Annotated in this window: 18 protein-coding genes and 3 tRNA genes; 7 read left to right on the top strand and 14 right to left on the bottom strand. The window is 67.0% G+C overall.

Annotated features, from left to right (window positions below; translation table 11 throughout):
• Positions 1–238: 238 nt before the first annotated feature.
• Together RMO04_RS11525 and RMO04_RS11520 are read right to left on the bottom strand one after the other, a co-directional pair.
• Positions 239–886 carry a hypothetical protein gene (locus tag RMO04_RS11525; RefSeq protein WP_309644928.1) on the bottom strand — a complete coding sequence of 216 codons (648 nt, stop codon included), beginning with the start codon at positions 884–886 and terminating at the stop codon, positions 239–241.
• A 352-nt stretch (positions 887–1,238) separates the two neighbouring features.
• A tRNA-Thr gene (locus RMO04_RS11520) sits at positions 1,239–1,314 on the bottom strand.
• Between the two features lie 105 nt (positions 1,315–1,419).
• Here RMO04_RS11520 and RMO04_RS11515 point away from each other — a divergent pair.
• Positions 1,420–2,832 (top strand): amidase, encoded by a 1,413-nt coding sequence (locus tag RMO04_RS11515; protein WP_309644927.1) that lies wholly within the window; start codon positions 1,420–1,422, stop codon positions 2,830–2,832.
• Here RMO04_RS11515 and RMO04_RS11510 read toward each other — a convergent pair.
• The 5 genes from RMO04_RS11510 to RMO04_RS11490 all read right to left on the bottom strand — a co-directional run bounded on the left by RMO04_RS11510 (position 2,829) and on the right by RMO04_RS11490 (position 7,254).
• On the bottom strand, positions 2,829–3,617 hold the full coding sequence (locus RMO04_RS11510) for an ABC transporter permease (protein ID WP_309644926.1): 789 nt from the start codon (positions 3,615–3,617) through the stop codon (positions 2,829–2,831). The genes RMO04_RS11515 and RMO04_RS11510 overlap by 4 nt on opposite strands.
• Complete coding sequence (locus tag RMO04_RS11505; RefSeq protein WP_309644925.1) at positions 3,614–4,513, bottom strand: ABC transporter permease subunit; 900 nt, start codon at positions 4,511–4,513, stop codon at positions 3,614–3,616. Before RMO04_RS11505 ends, RMO04_RS11510 begins: the two co-directional genes overlap by 4 nt.
• Entirely contained in the window at positions 4,510–5,673 is a 1,164-nt protein-coding gene (locus tag RMO04_RS11500) for an ABC transporter ATP-binding protein (RefSeq protein ID WP_309644924.1), read from the bottom strand. Before RMO04_RS11500 ends, RMO04_RS11505 begins: the two co-directional genes overlap by 4 nt.
• Positions 5,670–6,770: a polyamine ABC transporter substrate-binding protein gene (locus RMO04_RS11495; RefSeq protein ID WP_309644923.1), complete on the bottom strand. Its 1,101-nt coding sequence runs from the start codon at positions 6,768–6,770 to the stop codon at positions 5,670–5,672. Before RMO04_RS11495 ends, RMO04_RS11500 begins: the two co-directional genes overlap by 4 nt.
• Positions 6,771–6,846: 76 nt before the next feature.
• The gene (locus RMO04_RS11490; protein ID WP_309644922.1) at positions 6,847–7,254 is read right to left on the bottom strand and encodes a DUF1761 domain-containing protein; all 408 of its coding nucleotides are present in this window, start codon (positions 7,252–7,254) and stop codon (positions 6,847–6,849) included.
• Positions 7,255–7,444: 190 nt separating this feature from the next.
• Between RMO04_RS11490 and metG the strand changes: the two genes are divergently transcribed.
• Positions 7,445–9,247, top strand: a complete 1,803-nt coding sequence (gene metG, locus RMO04_RS11485; protein ID WP_309644921.1) for a methionine--tRNA ligase — start codon at positions 7,445–7,447, stop codon at positions 9,245–9,247.
• Here the strand turns inward: metG and RMO04_RS11480 are convergent.
• On the bottom strand, positions 9,244–10,107 hold the full coding sequence (locus RMO04_RS11480; RefSeq protein WP_309644920.1) for a PhzF family phenazine biosynthesis protein: 864 nt from the start codon (positions 10,105–10,107) through the stop codon (positions 9,244–9,246). The two genes, metG and RMO04_RS11480, sit on opposite strands and share 4 nt — an antisense overlap.
• A gap of 65 nt (positions 10,108–10,172) precedes the next feature.
• Here RMO04_RS11480 and RMO04_RS11475 point away from each other — a divergent pair, with 65 nt between their 5' ends.
• Both RMO04_RS11475 and RMO04_RS11470 read left to right on the top strand, forming a co-directional pair.
• Positions 10,173–10,475, top strand: a complete 303-nt coding sequence (locus RMO04_RS11475; RefSeq protein WP_309644919.1) for a metalloregulator ArsR/SmtB family transcription factor — start codon at positions 10,173–10,175, stop codon at positions 10,473–10,475.
• 20 nt (positions 10,476–10,495) lie between these two features.
• The gene (locus RMO04_RS11470; RefSeq protein ID WP_309644918.1) at positions 10,496–11,590 is read left to right on the top strand and encodes an NADH:flavin oxidoreductase; all 1,095 of its coding nucleotides are present in this window, start codon (positions 10,496–10,498) and stop codon (positions 11,588–11,590) included.
• On the opposite strand, the gene RMO04_RS11465 is transcribed toward RMO04_RS11470, so the two are convergent.
• The 6 genes from RMO04_RS11465 to rlmB all read right to left on the bottom strand — a co-directional run bounded on the left by RMO04_RS11465 (position 11,587) and on the right by rlmB (position 16,635).
• Positions 11,587–12,294 (bottom strand): EcsC family protein, encoded by a 708-nt coding sequence (locus RMO04_RS11465; RefSeq protein ID WP_309644917.1) that lies wholly within the window; start codon positions 12,292–12,294, stop codon positions 11,587–11,589. The two genes, RMO04_RS11470 and RMO04_RS11465, sit on opposite strands and share 4 nt — an antisense overlap.
• The gene (locus tag RMO04_RS11460; RefSeq protein ID WP_309644916.1) at positions 12,291–13,211 is read right to left on the bottom strand and encodes a 2-oxoglutarate and iron-dependent oxygenase domain-containing protein; all 921 of its coding nucleotides are present in this window, start codon (positions 13,209–13,211) and stop codon (positions 12,291–12,293) included. The genes RMO04_RS11465 and RMO04_RS11460 overlap by 4 nt, the downstream gene beginning before the upstream one ends.
• Positions 13,208–14,056, bottom strand: coding sequence for a ribokinase (locus tag RMO04_RS11455; protein ID WP_309644915.1), 849 nt, complete (start codon positions 14,054–14,056; stop codon positions 13,208–13,210). The genes RMO04_RS11460 and RMO04_RS11455 overlap by 4 nt, the downstream gene beginning before the upstream one ends.
• Complete coding sequence (locus tag RMO04_RS11450) at positions 14,053–14,985, bottom strand: nucleoside hydrolase (RefSeq protein WP_309644914.1); 933 nt, start codon at positions 14,983–14,985, stop codon at positions 14,053–14,055. The genes RMO04_RS11455 and RMO04_RS11450 overlap by 4 nt, the downstream gene beginning before the upstream one ends.
• A 55-nt stretch (positions 14,986–15,040) precedes the next feature.
• The gene (locus tag RMO04_RS11445) at positions 15,041–15,766 is read right to left on the bottom strand and encodes a YjbE family putative metal transport protein (RefSeq protein ID WP_309644913.1); all 726 of its coding nucleotides are present in this window, start codon (positions 15,764–15,766) and stop codon (positions 15,041–15,043) included.
• Between the two features lie 71 nt (positions 15,767–15,837).
• Positions 15,838–16,635 carry a 23S rRNA (guanosine(2251)-2'-O)-methyltransferase RlmB gene (gene rlmB / locus RMO04_RS11440; RefSeq protein ID WP_405041491.1) on the bottom strand — a complete coding sequence of 266 codons (798 nt, stop codon included), beginning with the start codon at positions 16,633–16,635 and terminating at the stop codon, positions 15,838–15,840.
• Between the two features lie 92 nt (positions 16,636–16,727).
• On the opposite strand from rlmB, the gene RMO04_RS11435 reads away from it, so the two are divergent.
• The 3 genes from RMO04_RS11435 to RMO04_RS11425 form a co-directional block, all read left to right on the top strand.
• Positions 16,728–16,813: transfer RNA gene (locus RMO04_RS11435), tRNA-Tyr, on the top strand.
• A gap of 53 nt (positions 16,814–16,866) precedes the next feature.
• Positions 16,867–16,940: transfer RNA gene (locus RMO04_RS11430), tRNA-Gly, on the top strand.
• Between the two features lie 29 nt (positions 16,941–16,969).
• Positions 16,970–17,119: GTP-binding protein (locus RMO04_RS11425; RefSeq protein ID WP_305702906.1), on the top strand; the 150-nt coding region annotated here is incomplete at its 3' end.

The raw sequence follows: 17,119 nt of genomic DNA, 5'->3' as shown, positions 1-17,119 counted from the left end.
GAACGCGCCGCAATTGAAGGCGATTCAGCAGGGGCCTGATTGAACAAGCTGCGCTCTTGAGGATGCCAGTTGAAGAGCGTCGCGTTGGGGTGCTGGTTACCATAAGTTCGAGCCATGCCACTACCGCGAGCGGCTTACCCTGCTCCGGATTGTATCGTCGGTCCTCTCAATCCAGTCTACAGGAAGAGTGGAAGTGGCAATATTGATGAGAACTTCAACCTTGTCCGAATAGCACGCTCTAAAGCGATGTTTTCTCTGGCGCGTTGAATTCCCTTACGATGTCGTAGACCGCTGCAATGGAGGCGTTGATCATTGAAACTATCGCGAACCCACGCAACGCCTCAGGCTCAAGCACACTCAGCCTGAATCGGGGCGCGAGGCCTACCGTTGTGTTGCGTATGTACGCGAGTTCTGCCCGGTCGCCAGCCTGTGCAAGGGGGTGGTTGCCACCAGATTGTGTCATCATGCCGATTGAGCCCGGCGTTGTTATAGCGGCCGCAGCCTCGACCATTAGCCCCAAAGGTCGCTGATGTTTGCGAAAGACGTCCGCGTGATTGAGGTGGAGGAGAATCTCATATCGCCCGTCACGAAACGGTTGAAGGTTGAAAATCTTCTCCTGATCTACGGCACTTAAACGACGGATTTTGTGCCTTGCCGTAGCGTTTAGATTGTTCTCGCTAGATAGAAGCGGGAATGACGCGCCATCTTCATTGGCGCCATTTCGGCGAGCAAGTACATTCGCCAAATGATCGAGCTGCGCACGAAGCTCGTTCATAATCATACCCGCTTCGCGTGCGAAGCGTATTGGAACGTCGGCATGGAGCTTTGCCCAGGCTGTTCCATCATGTGAGATCTGTCCGTCACTAGGCGTCGACACAGCGTACAAGGGGGCTCCTAGTCCCGGAAGTCTTGGTGTGTTGGCTACGATTGTAGGCGTCGAAAGGACTATGAGCCGACAAATATAGAGAATCGAAGCCCACTTCGAGATTCGATTTGGCGAACGAATGGATTTCGGCGCCGAGCTCGTCGAGCTTTACTTGACAATATTCAAGTCCATCCAAGATGTCTTTTAAATCATTCATGGCCGCCTAGGCTCCAGTGTTCATCCAATTTCTAACACATAGGAGTGCGCGCCAGGCACGCTCTAAAGTCGGGCGGATAGTTCACCGGTATCGAAAGTTAGGGCGCGTTGGGGGACCGGTCGTGCGGACGCCTGGCAACCGGGGTGTCGCGTTGAATGGTGCCGGATGCAGGACTCGAACCCGCGACCTTCGGTTTACAAAACCGCTGCTCTACCAGCTGAGCTAATCCGGCGCTTTGACGGGGCGCTTATGGATCGCGGCATGGGGTGACGCAAGGTCCCCGTTGGCCGGAGGGCCAGGCTGTGGTCCCCTGGCGAAAACGCCCGGGAGGATCGCCATGAACTTCGAGGACTATCGCAGGCACGACGCCGTGGGCCTGGCCGGGCTGGTCGCCAACGGCGAGGTCAGCCCCGCCGAGCTGCTGGAGACCGCCGTCGCGCGGATGGGAGAGGTCAATCCGGCGGTCAACGCGGTGACCATGGACTTGACCGAATGGGGCCGGGCGGAGGTGGCGCGCGAGCCGACGCCGGGGCCGCTGTCGGGGGTGCCCTACCTGCTGAAGGACCTGGGCGCGCAACTCGCCGGCTCGGCCACCAGTTCGGGATCGGCGGTGTTCAAGGACCAGGTCGCCGCCGCCGACAGCGCCATCGTGGAGGCCTACAAGCAGTCCGGGCTGGTTATCTTCGGCAAGACCAACACCCCGGAGTTCGGCCTGATGCCGGTGACGGAGTCCACCCTGCTGGGCCCGTGCCGCAATCCCTGGGATGTCTCGCGGACGCCGGGTGGCTCCTCGGGCGGGGCTGCGTCAGCTGTCGCGGCGGGGATCGTTCCCGCGGCCCATGCCAGCGACGGCGGCGGCTCGATCCGCACGCCTGCATCGTCCTGCGGCCTGTTCGGCATGAAGCCCTCGCGCGGCCGGGTGTCCTTCGCGCCGACCGGCGAGGGCTGGGGCGGGGCCTCGGTGCAGCACGCGGTGACCCGCTCGGTGCGGGATTCGGCGGTGCTGCTGGACATCGCCTGCCAGCCGCAACCGGGCGATCCCTATTATCTGGCCGCGCCGGAGCGAGCCTTCGCCGCCGAGGTCGGCCGTGATCCGGGCAAGCTCGCCATCGGCTTCACCACCGCGGCCCTGGCCTCCGACGGCCTTGACCCGGAATGCGCCGCCGCTGTGCTGGACGCCGCGCGCCTGTGCGAGAGCCTGGGGCACATGGTCGAGGAGGTGACCGTACCGGGGAATCTGGCGGCCATGCAGCAGGCGGCGGGCGATGTGATCGGCGCCAGCATCGCCGCCACCCTGGAGGCCGAGGGCGACCGGCGCGGTCGGCCCGTCACAGAGGACGAGGTCGAGATCCTGACCTGGGCCATGTACCAGCGCGGCAAGGGCGTGGCCGGGTCGAACTATGTGCGCGGACTGGCGGCGATCCACGCCTATGGCCGGGCGGTGGCGGCGCTGTTCGAACGCTACGATGTGCTGCTGTTGTCCACCTTGGGCAGTCCGGCCATTCCCATCGGGCACCTGACCGAGGACCTGCGCCAGTACACGCCGCGCCTGTTCGCCTTCATGCCCAACACCCAGGCCTTCAACAACACCGGCCAGCCGGCGATGACCGTGCCGCTGGCCTGGAGCGCGGGCGGCCTGCCGATCGGCATCCAGTTCGTGGGCCGGATGGGGGAAGAGGCGGGCCTATTCCGCCTGGCCGGGCAACTGGAGCAGGCGCGGCCATGGTTCGACCGGGTGGCGCCGCTCTAGGCGTCCTGCTTGCGGCGCATTTGGAACAGGTACACGCCGATCACCCCCGTCGCCACCAGGCCGATCAGCAGGGTGGAGACGGCGTTGATCTCTGGGTTCACGCCCAGCCGGACCTGGCTGTAGATCCGCATGGGCAGGGTCGTAGCGCCAGGTCCCGACGTGAAGCTGGCGATCACCAGGTCGTCCAGCGATAGGGTGAAGGCCAGCATCCAGGCGGCGGCCACGGCGGGGACGATGTTGGGCAGGGTCACCACGAAGAACGCCTTGAACGGCGGGCAACCGAGGTCTTGAGCGGCCTCTTCAAGTTGCTGGTCAAAGGCCGCCAGCCGCGCCTGGATCACCACCGTGGCGTAGCAGAGGGTCACCGTGGCGTGGCCGATCACCACCGTCCAGAACCCACGCGGCAGGCCGAGGGCCACGAACAGCAGCAGCAGCGACAGGCCCAGCACCACCTCAGGCATCACCAGGGGCGCATAGATCATGCTCGAGAAGAGGGTGCGGCCCTTGAACCGTCCCGCTCGGATCAGGGCGACGGCCGCCAAGGTTCCAAGGATAGTCGCCACGGTGGCCGAGATCAGGCCCACGCGGACGGTGACCCAAATGGCGTCCAGAAGTTGCTCGTTCTGAAACAGCGACGCGTACCAGCGGGTGGAGAATCCGCCCCAGACGGTGACCAAGCGACTGGCGTTGAACGAGTAGATCACCAGCAGGACGATCGGCAGGTACAGGAACCCGAAGCCGACCAGCAGCGAGGCGCGGTTGAAGAGCGTCAGGCCGCGCTTCATCCGGCTGTCCCCATCAGCTTGGCTTGCTGGCGCTGGTAGAGGGCGATCGGGACGACGAGGGTGGCCAGCAGGGCGATGGCGACAGCCGAGGCGGCGGGCCAGTCGCGGTTGGCGAAGAACTCCGTCCAGATGGTTTTGCCCAGCATCAGGGTGCCGGAACCGCCCAGCAGGTCAGGGATCACGAACTCGCCAACCATGGGGATGAAGCAGAGCAGGGTTCCCGCGGCCACACCGGGGAGGGAGAGGGGGAAGGTAACGCGCCAAAAGGCCTGGAACGGCGTGCAGCCCAGGTCTGCGGCGGCCTCCAGCAGGTCGTGATGCTGGCGTTCCAGCACCGCGTAGAGCGGCAGCACCATGAAGGGCAGGTAGGCGTAGACCAGGCCGATGTAGATCGCCGCGTCGGTGTTCAGCAGCGAGACGGGACCCAGCCCCAAGGCGGCGAGCGCGGTGTTGAGCAGGCCCTCGGGCTTCAGGATGCCGATCAAGGCGTAGACCCGGATCAGAAAGCTGGTCCAGAACGGCAGGATGACGGCCATCAACAGGGCCTGGCGCACCGCCGCCGAGCACCGCGCCATGGCGCAAGCCACCGGATAGCCCACCAACAGCAGGATCGCCGTGGCGACGGCGGCGAACTTGAGGCTGGAAAGGTAGGCCGCCACATAGAGGTGGTCGGAGGTCAGGCGGGCGTAGGTCTGCAGGTCCAGGCCGGCCAGGAATGCCTGAACGCCCGCCAGCCCCTGCGCCCAGTCGAGGCGCGGCGCATAGGGCGGCATGGCCAGGGCCGTGTCCGACAGCGAGAGCTTCGCGACCAGCAGGAACGGAAACAGGAAGAACAGGGCGAGCCACAGAAACGGCCCGAGCGCGGCCAGTCCCGTCCTATCGCGCCGAGCGCTCACTGGGTCAGCACCACGCCCGCGTCTGGGGCGAAGGTCAGCCAGACCTCGTCGTCCCAGTCGACGGGGCGCTCGACAAAGCGCGAGGCGTTGGCGCGGGCCGCGCGGATCGTGCGGCCGCCCGGCAGCTCGACCAGATAGGTGGTCCAGTCGCCAAGATAGCCGATGTCGGCCACCTTGCCGGCCAGCCGGTTGGGGCCGGGGGGCGGCGGCACGAGATGCACCTGGATCTTCTCAGGTCGCACGGCCAGCCAGGCGGGGGCGCCGGCGGCGATCACGTCGTCCTCGACCGCCTCGAACCCGCCCTGCGCCTCGTCGCTGAGCAGGCGGACCATCTGGCCGTCGGCCGTCTCGACCTTGCCCTCGAACAGATTCACGTCGCCGATGAAGTCGGCGACATAGCGGGAGTTGGGCGCTTCATAGACCTCGGCCGGGCGGCCGATCTGGACAATCCGACCCTCCCGCATCACCGCGATGCGGTCCGCGGTGACCATGGCCTCCTCCTGGTCGTGGGTGACGATCAGGAAGGTCATGCCCAGGCTCTGCTGCAGGGCCATCAGCTCCCACTGGGTCTCCTCGCGCAGCTTCTTGTCCAGAGCCGCCAGGGGTTCGTCCAGCAACAGCATCTTGGGTCGTGGCGCGATGGCGCGGGCCAGGGCCACCCGCTGACGCTGGCCGCCGGAGAGCTGATGCGGCTTGCGCCGCGCCAGGCCGTCCAGGCGCACGAGGGCCAGCATCTCGGAGACCCGGCTCTCAATCTCGTCCTTGCCAAGCCCCTGCTGGCGGAGGCCGAAAGCGATGTTCTTCTCGACGCTGAGGTGCGGGAACAGCGCATAGGATTGGAACATCATATTGACCGGCCGCCGGTGCGGCGGCTTGCCGGCCAGGTCTTCGCCGGCCAGGGTCACGCGGCCCTCGTCGGGGTCCTCGAATCCCGCCAGCAGCCGCATCAGCGTGGTCTTGCCGCAGCCGGACGGCCCCAGTAGGGCGAAGAACTCGCCCTCGTAGATGTCGAGCGAGACGCCCGCCACGGCCGTCTCGCCGTCGAACCGCTTCACCACGTTCTCGAAGCGCACAAGCGGCTTGGCGGCGGGATCCATCCACGGCGCGAAGGTCGAGCGGACCGCGCCGATGTTCAGACGCGGGCGGGATCGCTCCGTCATTGCCCCGTCTGCACCCGGGTCCACATGCGCGTGACTTCGCGCAGCAGGGCCTGGTCCTTGTCCTTGGTCACGAACAGCCGCTTGAAGACCCCGGGCGTGGGATAAACGTTGGGATTGTCGCGCACCTCGGCGTCCACCAGACTGGTCGCCGCGGCGTTGGCATTGGCGTACTGGGTGAAGTTCGAGGCCTTGGCGATCACCTCGGGCCGCAGCATGTAGTCGAGGAATTTGTAGGCGGCTTCGGCGTTCGGCGCGTCGATGGGAATTGTGAAGACGTCGAACCAGACCTGGCTGCCCTCGTTGGGGATCACGTAGTCCAGCTTGACGCCGTTCTTGGCCTCGACCGCCCGGTCCTTGGCCTGAAGGATGTCGCCCGAATAACCGACGGCCACGCAGATATCGCCGTTGGCCAGAGCCTCGATGTACTCTGACGAGTGGAACTTGCGGACATAGGGCCTAGCCCTGACCATTAGGTCGGTGGCCGCCTGATAGTCGGTCACGGCGGTCGAGTTCGGGTCCTTGCCCAGATAGTTCAGGGCGACCGCGTACATGTCCTCCGAGGCGTCTAGATAGTAGACGCCGCAGTCCTTCAGCTTGGCGAGGTTGGCGGGGTCGAACACCACCGCCCAGCTGTCGATCTTGACCCCCGGCAGCCGCTTGGCGACGGCCTCGACATTGTAGCCGATCCCGATGGTGCCCCACATGTAGGGCACAGCGTACTTTGCGCCGGGATCGAAGGGCGCCATGTGGGCCATGACCTCGGGCCACAGGTTCTTCGCATTCGGCAATTTCGCCTTGTCCAGCGGCGCGATGGCCTTGGCGGCGATGTAGCGGGGCACGTTGTGGTTGGAGGGCGTGACGATGTCGTAGCCGGTCTGACCCTGCAGCACCTTTGTTTCGAGAATCTCATTGGAATCAAAAGTGTCGTAGACGACCTTAATCCCGGTCTCCTCGGTGAAGTCGGCCAGGATCTTTGGATCCATGTAGTCGGACCAGTTGTAGATCTTCAGCGTCTGCGGCTTCTCGCCGCCGCCCTGGCCGCATCCCGCCAAGGCCAGCATCGCGCCGAGGCCCAGCGCCGTCACCCATCCCCGCATCCCGCTCTCCGATCCCCAAGGCCAGGAAAGTTATAGGCGAGCCGCGACGCGGAATGAAAGCGCTGGGGAGTCGTCCTTATGCGGTCTTGGGTCTGATGAGCCCCAGCACGGCGCCGGCGATGAGATAGGAGACCAATTGATAACCCATATTGATCACCACCAGCTCGGCGGTGTGGCCGACATACAGGAAGTCGATGGCCATGGTGGTGAAGTCGAAGAAGAACCAAGCGGCGAGCGCGCCCATGACAGCGGCCTGAAGCGAGCCCGCGCCCAGTTTGCGCAGCAGCCACGAGAGGCCGAGCACGATGATCACCGTGTTGATCACGCCGAGGCTCATGAACAGCGCGACGTTCGACGTGTCGGGAGTCTTGCCCAGGGCGGCGGCCCAGCGCTCCCCGAATAGTGGCCCATACCAGAGGAAGCCGAGCCCTTCGAGCAAGACGACCGCCACAAGGACGGCGATCCAGTTCACACCTTTCAACATGCGTCTCTCCCATTTTTGTCGGAGGCAGCTTGTTGAATTCGTTGGCGAAGCGCCGCCTCTCGCAGGGGCACATTGAAGCTTAACCATGGGAAAGACCAGTGGTCTGCGCCGACGCCCATACGGCGAGTGCTTTTGCGAACCAGGTGCGGCGCCCTATAAGCCGCCGCTCCTCCCCATTTCGAGAGACGCCATGACCCGCATCCTGATCACCTCGGCCTTGCCCTACATCAACGGGATCAAGCACCTGGGCAATCTCGCGGGCTCGATGCTGCCGGCCGATGTCTACGCGCGCTTCCAGCGGGCGCGAGGGGTGCAGACGCTCTACATCTGCGCCACCGACGAGCACGGCACGCCCGCCGAGCTGGGCGCGGCGGCGGCGGGCCAGGACGTACGCGCCTATTGCGACGAACAGCACCAGATCCAGCGCGATCTGTATGACCGCTTTGGGATGAGCTGGGACCATTTCGGCCGCTCCTCGTCGGTGCAGAACCGCATCTTGACCCAGCGCTTCGCCCAGTCGCTCTGGGAAGCGGGCTTCATCGAGGCGCGCACCACCCAGCAGGTTTACTCGAACGCCGACAAGCGGTTCCTCCCGGACCGCTATGTGGTGGGGACCTGCCCGCATTGCGGCTACGACGCTGCTCGCGGCGACCAGTGCGACAATTGCACCCGTCAGCTCGATCCGGTCGATCTGATCAAGCCGCGCTCGGCGGTGTCGGGTTCGGAAGACATCGAGATCCGCGACTCCAAGCACCTGTTCCTCAGGCAGACGGCCTTCGCCGGCAAGCTGCGCGACTGGATCACCGACAAGAAGGGCCAGTGGCCGCTGCTGGTGACCTCGACGGCGCTCAAGTGGCTGGACGAGGGGCTGCAGGATCGAGGCATCACCCGGGACCTGGAATGGGGCGTGCCGGTGAACGCCGCCGACTGGGGTCCAAACCCGGCCGGTGAACGGCCCGACGTCGAGGGCCTGGCCGGCAAGGTGTTCTATGTCTGGTTCGACGCACCCATCGAGTACATCGCCGCGACCTGGGAGTGGGCGGCGGCCTTCCCCGGCGCCGATCCGGCCGACGAGACCAGCTATGAGCGCTGGTGGCGCGCCCCGCTCGCCAGCGACGTCACCTATGTGGAGTTCATGGGGAAGGACAACGTCCCCTTCCACACTGTCGGCTTCCCCTGCACCCTGTTCGGCCTCAACGAGACTCAGACCGCCGACGGCGCCTGGCGGCCCGCCAGCAACGCGCCGTGGAAGGTTGTCGACACCCTCAAGGGCTTCAACTGGCTGAACTATTACGGCGGCCGGTTCTCCACCACCCATCAGCGCGGGGTGTTCATCGACGCGGCGCTGGAGATCCTGCCCGCCGACTACTGGCGCTGGTGGATCATGGCCAACGCGCCGGAGGGGTCGGACGCCACCTTCACCTGGGAACAGTTCCAGGCCCAGGTGAACGCCGACCTGGCCGACGTGCTAGGCAACTTCGTCAACCGCATCCTGAAGTTCACCGAGACCCGCTTCGAGGGCGCGGTCCCAGAAGGCGGCGAGGCGGGGCCGCTGGAGCTGAAGCTGTACGCCGATGTCGAGGCCAAGCTCGCCGAGCTGACGGAGAACCTTGAGGCCATCGAGATGCGCAAGGCCTGCCAGTCCCTGCGCCAGCTCTGGGTTCTGGGCAACCAGTACCTGACCGAGGCCGCGCCCTGGACGGCGATCAAGACCGACCCGGAGCGGGCGGGGACCGCGGTGCGCACGGGTCTGAACCTGGTCGCCCTGTTCGGGGCCGTGTCCGAGCCGTTCATCCCCTTCGCGGCGGAGAAGATCCTGGGCGCCGTGGGCCTGCCCTTCAAGGACTGGTGGCCCAACGGGACGGGCGCCGAGGTGCTCAACCGGCTTGGCGTTGGACGCAAGGTCGCCGCGCCAGAGGTGCTGTTCAAGAAGGTCGAGAACGAGCAGGTCGCCGAGTGGATCGCGCGTTTCGGTGGGCCCGAGCCGGCCTAGACCGTCGCCTCGCCCCGCAGGACCGGGACGCAGCCGCCGCCGATGCTCGCCCGAACACCGTCCGCGGCGCGATGGGCGGTGGCGCGCAGGCGCGAGGGCCGGCCCATCTCGACGCCCTGGACGACGTCCCAGGCGCCCGCGTCGTCGCCCGACAGGGACAGCAGCAAGGCCGCCAGGGTGGCGTTGGCGCTTCCCGTGGCGGGATCCTCCACCGTGCCGGAATTGGGGGCGAACATCCGCGCTCTGATCGCCCCGCCCTCACGGGCGTAGAGATGCAGCGACAAGCGGTCGCCAAACGCCGGGTCGCTGGCGCCGGCCTGACGGAAGGCGGCGAGGTCCGGGGCGGCGCGGGTCAGGGCCTCCCCCGTCACCTCGGCGAAGATGAAATCGACGCCGACGGTGGCCTCGATTGGGCGGTGGGTCGTGGTCAGGATGTCGGCGGGCGCGAGCCCGGCGCAGGCGGCGGCCACCGTCACCTCCAATTCAACGCCGAGCGATAGCGGCCGAGGCGCGGCGATCGTGGCGCCGTCGGCGCTGACCTTCACCTCCACGATGCCGGCCGGAACCTCGAGGCGCAGGTCGTCGCCGCGACCCATCTGCGACAGCAGCCAGCCGGTGCCGACGGACGGGTGCCCCGCGAAGGGCATCTCGGCTGTCCGGTTGAAAATCCTGACCCGGGCGGTGTTGGCAGGGTTCTCGGGCGGCAGGACGAAGGTCGTCTCCGACAGGTTCATCTCGGCGGCAAGGCGTTGCATTTGGTCGTCGGTCAGTCCCCGCGCGTCGGTGAACACGGCCAAGGGATTGCCGCCGAATCGGGTGTCCGTGAACACGTCGAGGGTGACGAAAGGGTAGCTGGCCATCGGTCTTTCCGTCGCTGTGGGACGGCAAGGGTTGACATAACTTCGTCGATTGGCAAAGTCACAAAATGGAGCTCGCCGACATCTTCCGTGCGCTCGCCAACGAGCGGCGGCTACAGATCCTGGAGTGGCTGAAGGACCCCGTGAGGAACTTCCCGCCGCAGCTGCACGGCGACCTGATCGCCGACGGGGTGTGTGGTGTCTGGCTGGCCGACAAGCTGGGCATCAGCCATCCGACGCTGAGCGAACACATGCGCGTCCTGATCCAGGCGGGACTGGTGACGCCCACCAAGATCAAGCAGTGGACCTTCTACCGCCGCGACGACATCCGTATCGCCGAAATCACGAAGGCCATCGAGGCCGCCGTCTAGATTCTCCCAAGGAGACCGCCTTGTCCGCATCCCCCCTGTTCCAGCCCATGACCTTCGTCCGCGGCCCGGCCATGAAGAACCGCTTCATGCTGGCGCCCCTGACCAACCTGCAAAGCCATCCCGACGGGCGCCTGTCGGACGACGAATTCAAGTGGCTGACCATGCGGGCCCAGGGCGGCTTCGGCCTGACCATGACCTGCGCGGCGCACGTGCAGGCGATCGGCCAGGGCTTTCCGGGCCAGCTCGGCGTCTTCGGCGACCAACACCTGGAGGGTCTGACCCGGCTCGCGGCCGCGATCAAGGCGGCCGGCAGCGTTGCGGTGGTCCAGCTCCACCACGCCGGGATGCGTTCGCCCAAGGACCTCATCGGCGAGGCCCCGGTCTGCCCGTCGGACGACGCCGAGTTCGGCGCCCGCGCCCTGACCGGGCCGGAAGTCGCCCAGCTGATCGGGGACTTCATCACCGCGGCGGAACGCTCGGAGAAGGCCGGCTTCGACGGGGTCGAGTTGCACGGCGCCCACGGCTATGTGCTCAGCCAATTTCTTTCACCCGAGGTCAATCAGCGCACCGACCAGTACGGCGGCTCGGCTGAGAACCGCGCGCGGATCGTCCACGAGATCATCGATGGGATCCGTGCCCGCTGCCGCCCGGACTTCAATCTGGGCCTACGCCTGTCGCCCGAGCGTTTCGGCCTGCGGTTGGCCGAGATCCGCGACCTGGCGCGCGACCTGATGGCGCAGGGCAAGCTCGACTACATCGACATGTCCCTGTGGGACTACCGTAAGGAGCCGATGGAGGAAGCCTTCCAGGGCCGGACCTTGATGTCCTACTTCACCGAACTCCCACGCGGCGACGTGCGACTGGGCGTGGCCGGCAAAGTGATGACGCCGGTGGACGCCGAGGCCTGCCTGGCCGCCGGCGCGGACTTCGTGCTGATCGGCCGCGCGGCCATCCTGCACCACGACTTCCCCAAGCTGGCCGCCGATCCCGACTTCCGGCCCGCGAGCCTGCCGGTGACCCGCGAGCACCTGCGCGCCGAAGGCCTGGGCCCGACCTTTGTCGAGTACATGAACAGCTGGAAGGGCTTCGTCGCCCAGCCGGAAGAGGTGGCCTAGCCGAACCAGCGCAGCCGGTAGGCGTTCATCGCGGTCTCGCCCAGCCTGTCCAGCAGGCGGTAGTTCACGATGGCCCCGACCGGCGCGCCGATGACGGGGACAAGCTGGAGCAGCTTCGCCAGGTCGATGTGGTCGCGGTACTCCTGCTGGAACTTGCGCCAGTCGAAGTCCTCCAGCGAGATCGGCGTCGTCGCCGTGGCCAGCATGTCGGCATAGACCGCGTGGCGGTGGCCGGGACTTGAGAAGGCGAGCTGGAAGATCTGCAGGATGTAGAGCCGCTCGGCCGGCAGGTCGCCGGAATGGCCGTAGAGCGCGGCGATGTCGAACAGCAGCTTGATCTTTAGCCCGATCAGGGCCGGAAAATCGACTGCCGCCAGCAGGAAGCCGCCGGCCCCGGCGACCCCGCCCTCGGCGGCCGCGGTCGTGCGGTAGAGGGCGATCTTCTCACGGACCCTGGCCTCGCGCTCCTCCAGGCTCACGCCGATCAACGGGTCCGGCGTGGTGATGTCGGAGCCTGTCATGATCCCGCGCGTCATCTGCTCGATCACGTCGGTGACGACCTCATGGACCTTCTCGGGGATGGCGCGGTTGATTCGACCCTGGACCGAGCGCGCGGCGTTTCCCAGCACGCCGGGCTTTTTCAGGACGGCGCGCTTCCAGACCGCGAGTTCAGCGCGCGCGCGGACATCATAGGCCTCGCTCACTTGGCCAGGCCGATCGCCTTCAGCCGCTCGTCGAGGAACGCGCCGGCCGTGATGGGCGGGAACTTCGCGCCGTCGCCGAGGCACGAGGGCAGCACCTCCAGGGAGGTCGCCGAGGTCGGGTGCAGGAAGAATGGCATGGAATAGCGGCTGACATTCGGACCGTCGGGATTGACCACGCGATGGGTCGTCGAGGGGATCACGCCGTTTGTCAGGCGCGCCAGCATGTCGCCCGAGTCGACGATCAGATTGCTCTGGGCGGTCTCCACCGGCATCCAGGTTCCGTCGCGGTCGAGCAGCTGCAGCCCCGCGCCCTTGGCGGCCACCAGGATGGTGATGAAGTTGATGTCCTCATGGGCGGCGGAGCGCACGCATCCGGGGTCGGCGTCGCCCGGGATCGGCGGATAATGAAGCACCCGCAGGATGGAGGTCCCGTCCTTCACCAGCGGATCGAAATAGCCCTCGTCCAGGCCAAGGCCCGGAGCCAGCGCGCGAAGCAGGAGGGCGCCGGTCTGGTCCAGCCCGGCGAACAGGGCCGAGAAGGTCTCCTGGAACCCCGGCTGGTCGGGCCAGACATTGGGCGGCAGCGCCTCGGCCAGGTCCGAGCGCGGCTCGCGGCCGATTTGCCAGAATTCCTTCAGGTCGGCGTGCGGATTGTCCTTGGCGTGTTCCACCCCGAACGGGGTGTAGCCGCGCAGGCCCTTGGCATGGCGCCGCTTCTCCGCATCGGGCAGGGCGAAGACCCGCTCGGCCAGGCTGTAGGCGCGGTTCAGCAGGTCCACCGGGACGTTGTGATCCTTCAGGATGATAAAGCCGTAGTCCTGAAGCCCGGCCATCAGATCGATGGAGAACTGCGCGCGCGCCGCGCCGTCGCCGTGGGTGAAGGCCTTCAGGCTGAGTTCGGGAACGTTGCGGCTCATAGGATGGCCTCGACCTCGGAACGGAGGGGCAGGGAAGGCTGGGCGCCGGCCCGCGTGGTGGCGAGCGCGCCGGCCGCGCAGGCGAAGGTCAGGGCGTCCCCGAGCGCTTGGTCCTCCAGCAGGGCGACCGTGAGGGCGGCCACGAAGGTGTCGCCCGCGCCGGTGGTGTCGACCACCTGGACGCTTGGCGGCTTCGCCGAGGCCAGAAGCTCGCCGCCGCGCCGCAGCTCCGCGCCTCGCGCTCCCAGGGTGACAGCCACCAGGCCGCGCGCGCGGTGCAGGTTCTCGCCGTAGAAGGCGGCCTCGGTCTCGTTGACGACGATAAGGTCTGCGCGCTGAAGGAGAGCCTCGGGAATGTCGGCGGCCGGGGCGAGGTTGAGGCAGACGAAGCCCTGCGACTGGGCCACCGCCGCTTCCACGGTCGTGAGCGGGACTTCGAGCTGGCAGATCAGGGCTCCGGCGGGCAGGGGCGCCAGGGTGTCTGGCGCAAAGGCCCCATTGGCGCCCGAGGCCACGACGATCTGGTTCTCGCCGGCCTGCGAGACCGCGATCAGGGCGACGCCGGTGGGCGCGTTCGGATCTCTCGCGACGCCGGTGAGATCGACCCCGCCGGCTCCCAGCAGGGCCAGGGCCTCGTCGGCCATGGCGTCGTCGCCGACCCGGGCGAACAGCCGAACCGAGGCGCCCAGCCGCTGGGCGGCGAGCGCCTGGTTGGCCCCCTTGCCGCCGGGATGACGCGCCAGGATCGCACCGGTCACCGTCTCGCCGGGGGCGGGGAGGGTGGCCGCGGTGGCCACGAAGTCGAGATTCACCGATCCGACCACCGAGATCGATGGCCGGGTCATTTCGCGGCCAGCGCGTCATTCAGCAGGGCGAAGACGCCGTCGGCGTTAGCCTGGGTGACCCATCGCACCGTGGCTGCGGCCGGATCGGCTAGGCGAAACTCGACGGCGGTGTGGCCCAGGGTCAGGGCTGAACCCGTCTCGACCTCCAGCCGGCAGGGCCGCGTGGTGAACAACTGCGGCGCCAGGATGTAGGCGATGACGCAGGGGTCGTGCAGCGGGGCGCTCTTGCCGCCGACCAGGTCGCGTTCGATGCCATTTGAGAAGGCGATGACCTCGGCGGCCGCCTGCGCCGCGGGCGTGCCCAGGGCGCGCAAGGCCGCGACCCGTTCGTCCGTGGCTCTCACCTGGTGGGTGGCGTCCAGGCCGAGCACCACGCAACGGCAGCCCGACGACAAAACCACCTGGGCCGCGTGCGGGTCGGCAAAGATGTTGTACTCGGCCGAGGCCGTGATGTTGCCGCCCTCGGTCCGCGCGCCGCCCATGATCACCACGTGGCCGATACGGTCGACGATGGCCGGTTCGCGCCGCATGGCGAGGGCCAGGTTGGTCATCGGCCCGGTGACCGCCAGAGTCACGACCCCGGCCGGCTGGGTCATCAAGGTCTCGACGATGACGTCGACCGAATGGCCCGCCGCCAGGGGCGCCGTGGGCTCGAACACCGCCAGGTCGCCCAGGCCGGACTCGCCATGGAAATGATCGGCCTCCACGGGCGCGCGGACCATGGGTCGCGTGGCGCCGGCATGGACGGGCACGTCCTCCCGGCCCGCGATCTGGCGGATGACCCGCGCGTTGCGGGCGGTGAGGTCCGCCCCGACATTCCCGCCCACGGTGGTCACCGCCAGGATCTCGAGATCGGGCGAGGCGAAGGCCAGGAACAGGGCGACGGCGTCGTCGACGCCCGGATCGCAATCGATGATGAGCTTTGTCACCGACCCATTGTCGAGGAATTCGGGGGCCCAGGGCAAGCTGCCCGGCCCGCCGGCCCTAATGGGCGGCGGGCGCTTCGGGCTTGATGTCCAGGAAGTCGGGCATGAAGGCGTTGTAGGCGGCGGTCTGGCCCAGGTCGACGACCACGTCCTGGTGGCCCTGCCACATCATGTGCAGCGCCACGTACAGCACGATCAGCAGGCCGATATAGCCGATCCAGCGGTAACGGTGCAGCAGGCGGGCGATGTAGGTGGCGGCCACGCCCATCAGGGCGATGGAGAGCAACAGGCCGAAGACCAGGATGGCCGGGTGCTCGCGCGCGGCGCCGGCAACCGCCAGCACGTTGTCCAGCGACATCGACAGGTCGGCGATCAGGATCTGGGTGAAGGCGGACTTGAAGGTCTTGGGCTGCTTGGCCGCCATCGAGGCGCTGGGCTCAGTGGACGGATCGCCGTCCATGGCCGCCTCGGCGGCGGCTTCTTCTGGCTCGGCCTGCTCGCGCAGTTCGCGCCACATCCTCCAGCAGACCCAGAGCAGCAGCAGACCGCCGGCGAGCAGCAGGCCGACGATGCCGAGGAGCTGCGCGGTGATCAGGGCGAACCCGATGCGCATGGTCACCGCCGCGATCAGACCCCAGAGGATCGCCTTCTTGCGTTGCTCGGGGGGCAGTCCGGCCGCCGCCAGGCCGACGGCCACGGCGTTGTCCCCGGCGAGCACCAGGTCGATCATCAGGACGGAGATCAGGGCGGCGAAGGCCCCGGGCGCGAAGAGTGTTTCCAACATCGCGCTCTGAATGCGACAGCCGGCCGCCCACCGCAACCGCCTATGGCTCCGCGATCGCGAAAATCTGGTTCCTAGGCTCGGGTACGGCCAGCCTCGTACAGCGCCACGGCCGCGGCGGCCGAGACATTGAGGCTCTCGAAGCCGCCCGGCATGTCGATCCGGGCCAGGACGTCGCAATGTTCGGCCACGAGCCGGCGCAGGCCTTCGCCCTCGGAGCCCAGCACCAGGACCGTCGGCGCTCCGTCCAACGCCTGCTCCAGGGTCTGCTCGGCCTCACCGTCCAGGCCCACCGCGCGCCAACCCAACTCGGCCAGTTCTTCCAACGCCCGCGAGAGGTTGATCACCCGAGCTGAAGGGATGGCGTCCACGGCGCCGGCCGCGGCCTTGGCCAGGGCTCCGGCGAGCTTGGGCGCATGGCGGTCCTGCAGGATCACGCCGCTGGCGCCGAAGGCCGCCGCCGAGCGCAGGATCGCGCCCACGTTCTGCGGATCGGTCACCTGGTCCAGCATCAGCAGCACGGCCCCGGGCTTGGCCTCGAAGGCGTCCAGGCCCCAGGCCTGCAGGTGTGGAACACGCAGGGCGACGCCCTGGTGGACGGCGCCGGCGGGCAGGTGATTGCCGATGACCTGCGGGTCCAGGGTCTCCAGGACCTTCTGGCGGCCGAATCGAGCCTCGATCTCCTTGGTTCGCTCGGCGGTGGCCAGAAGGCGCTCCGGCGCCTTGCGCGCGGGGTTGCCCAAGGCCGCGCTTACCGCGTGCCAGCCCCACAGCCACTCGTCGGAAATGTTGTCCTGCTTGCGGTTGGGGGTCCTCTGGGGTCCCTTTTTGCCGCCCTTCCAGGGCGCGTTGCGTTCGCGGGATGAGGACACTATAAGACGCGCTCCAAATTGGGGGCCGGACGCTTCCTTCGCTCACGCGACGGAAGAATTGTCCAGGCTTTCGATATGGCTTCGAGCGCGCTGGGGGAATGTCCCGAGTGGCAAAGGGGGGGGACTGTAAATCCCCTGGCGTACGCCTTCGTAGGTTCGAGTCCTACTTCCCCCACCACGCCTCGAAGTCGCTAATTCAAGGAGTCTGGCGCGACGCCGCGCTTCTCTTCGGCGGGTATAGCACAGTGGTAGTGCAGCAGCCTTCCAAGCTGAGGATGCGGGTTCGATTCCCGCTACCCGCTCCAACCTAGACCTCAAACGCCGGCAGGATCCCATGGCCAAGGAAAAGTTCGAACGCAACAAGCCGCATTGCAACATCGGCACGATTGGTCACGTTGACCATGGCAAGACGACGTTGACGGCTGCGATCACGATGACGCTGGCGAAGGCCGGCGGTGCGAAGGCGATGGCCTATGCGGACATC

This window comes from Phenylobacterium sp., assembly GCF_031412415.1.
Taxonomy (GTDB): Bacteria; Pseudomonadota; Alphaproteobacteria; order Caulobacterales; family Caulobacteraceae; genus Phenylobacterium.
The sequence above is the reverse complement of the archived record's forward strand: the minus strand, read 5'-3'. Positions and strand labels throughout refer to the sequence as shown.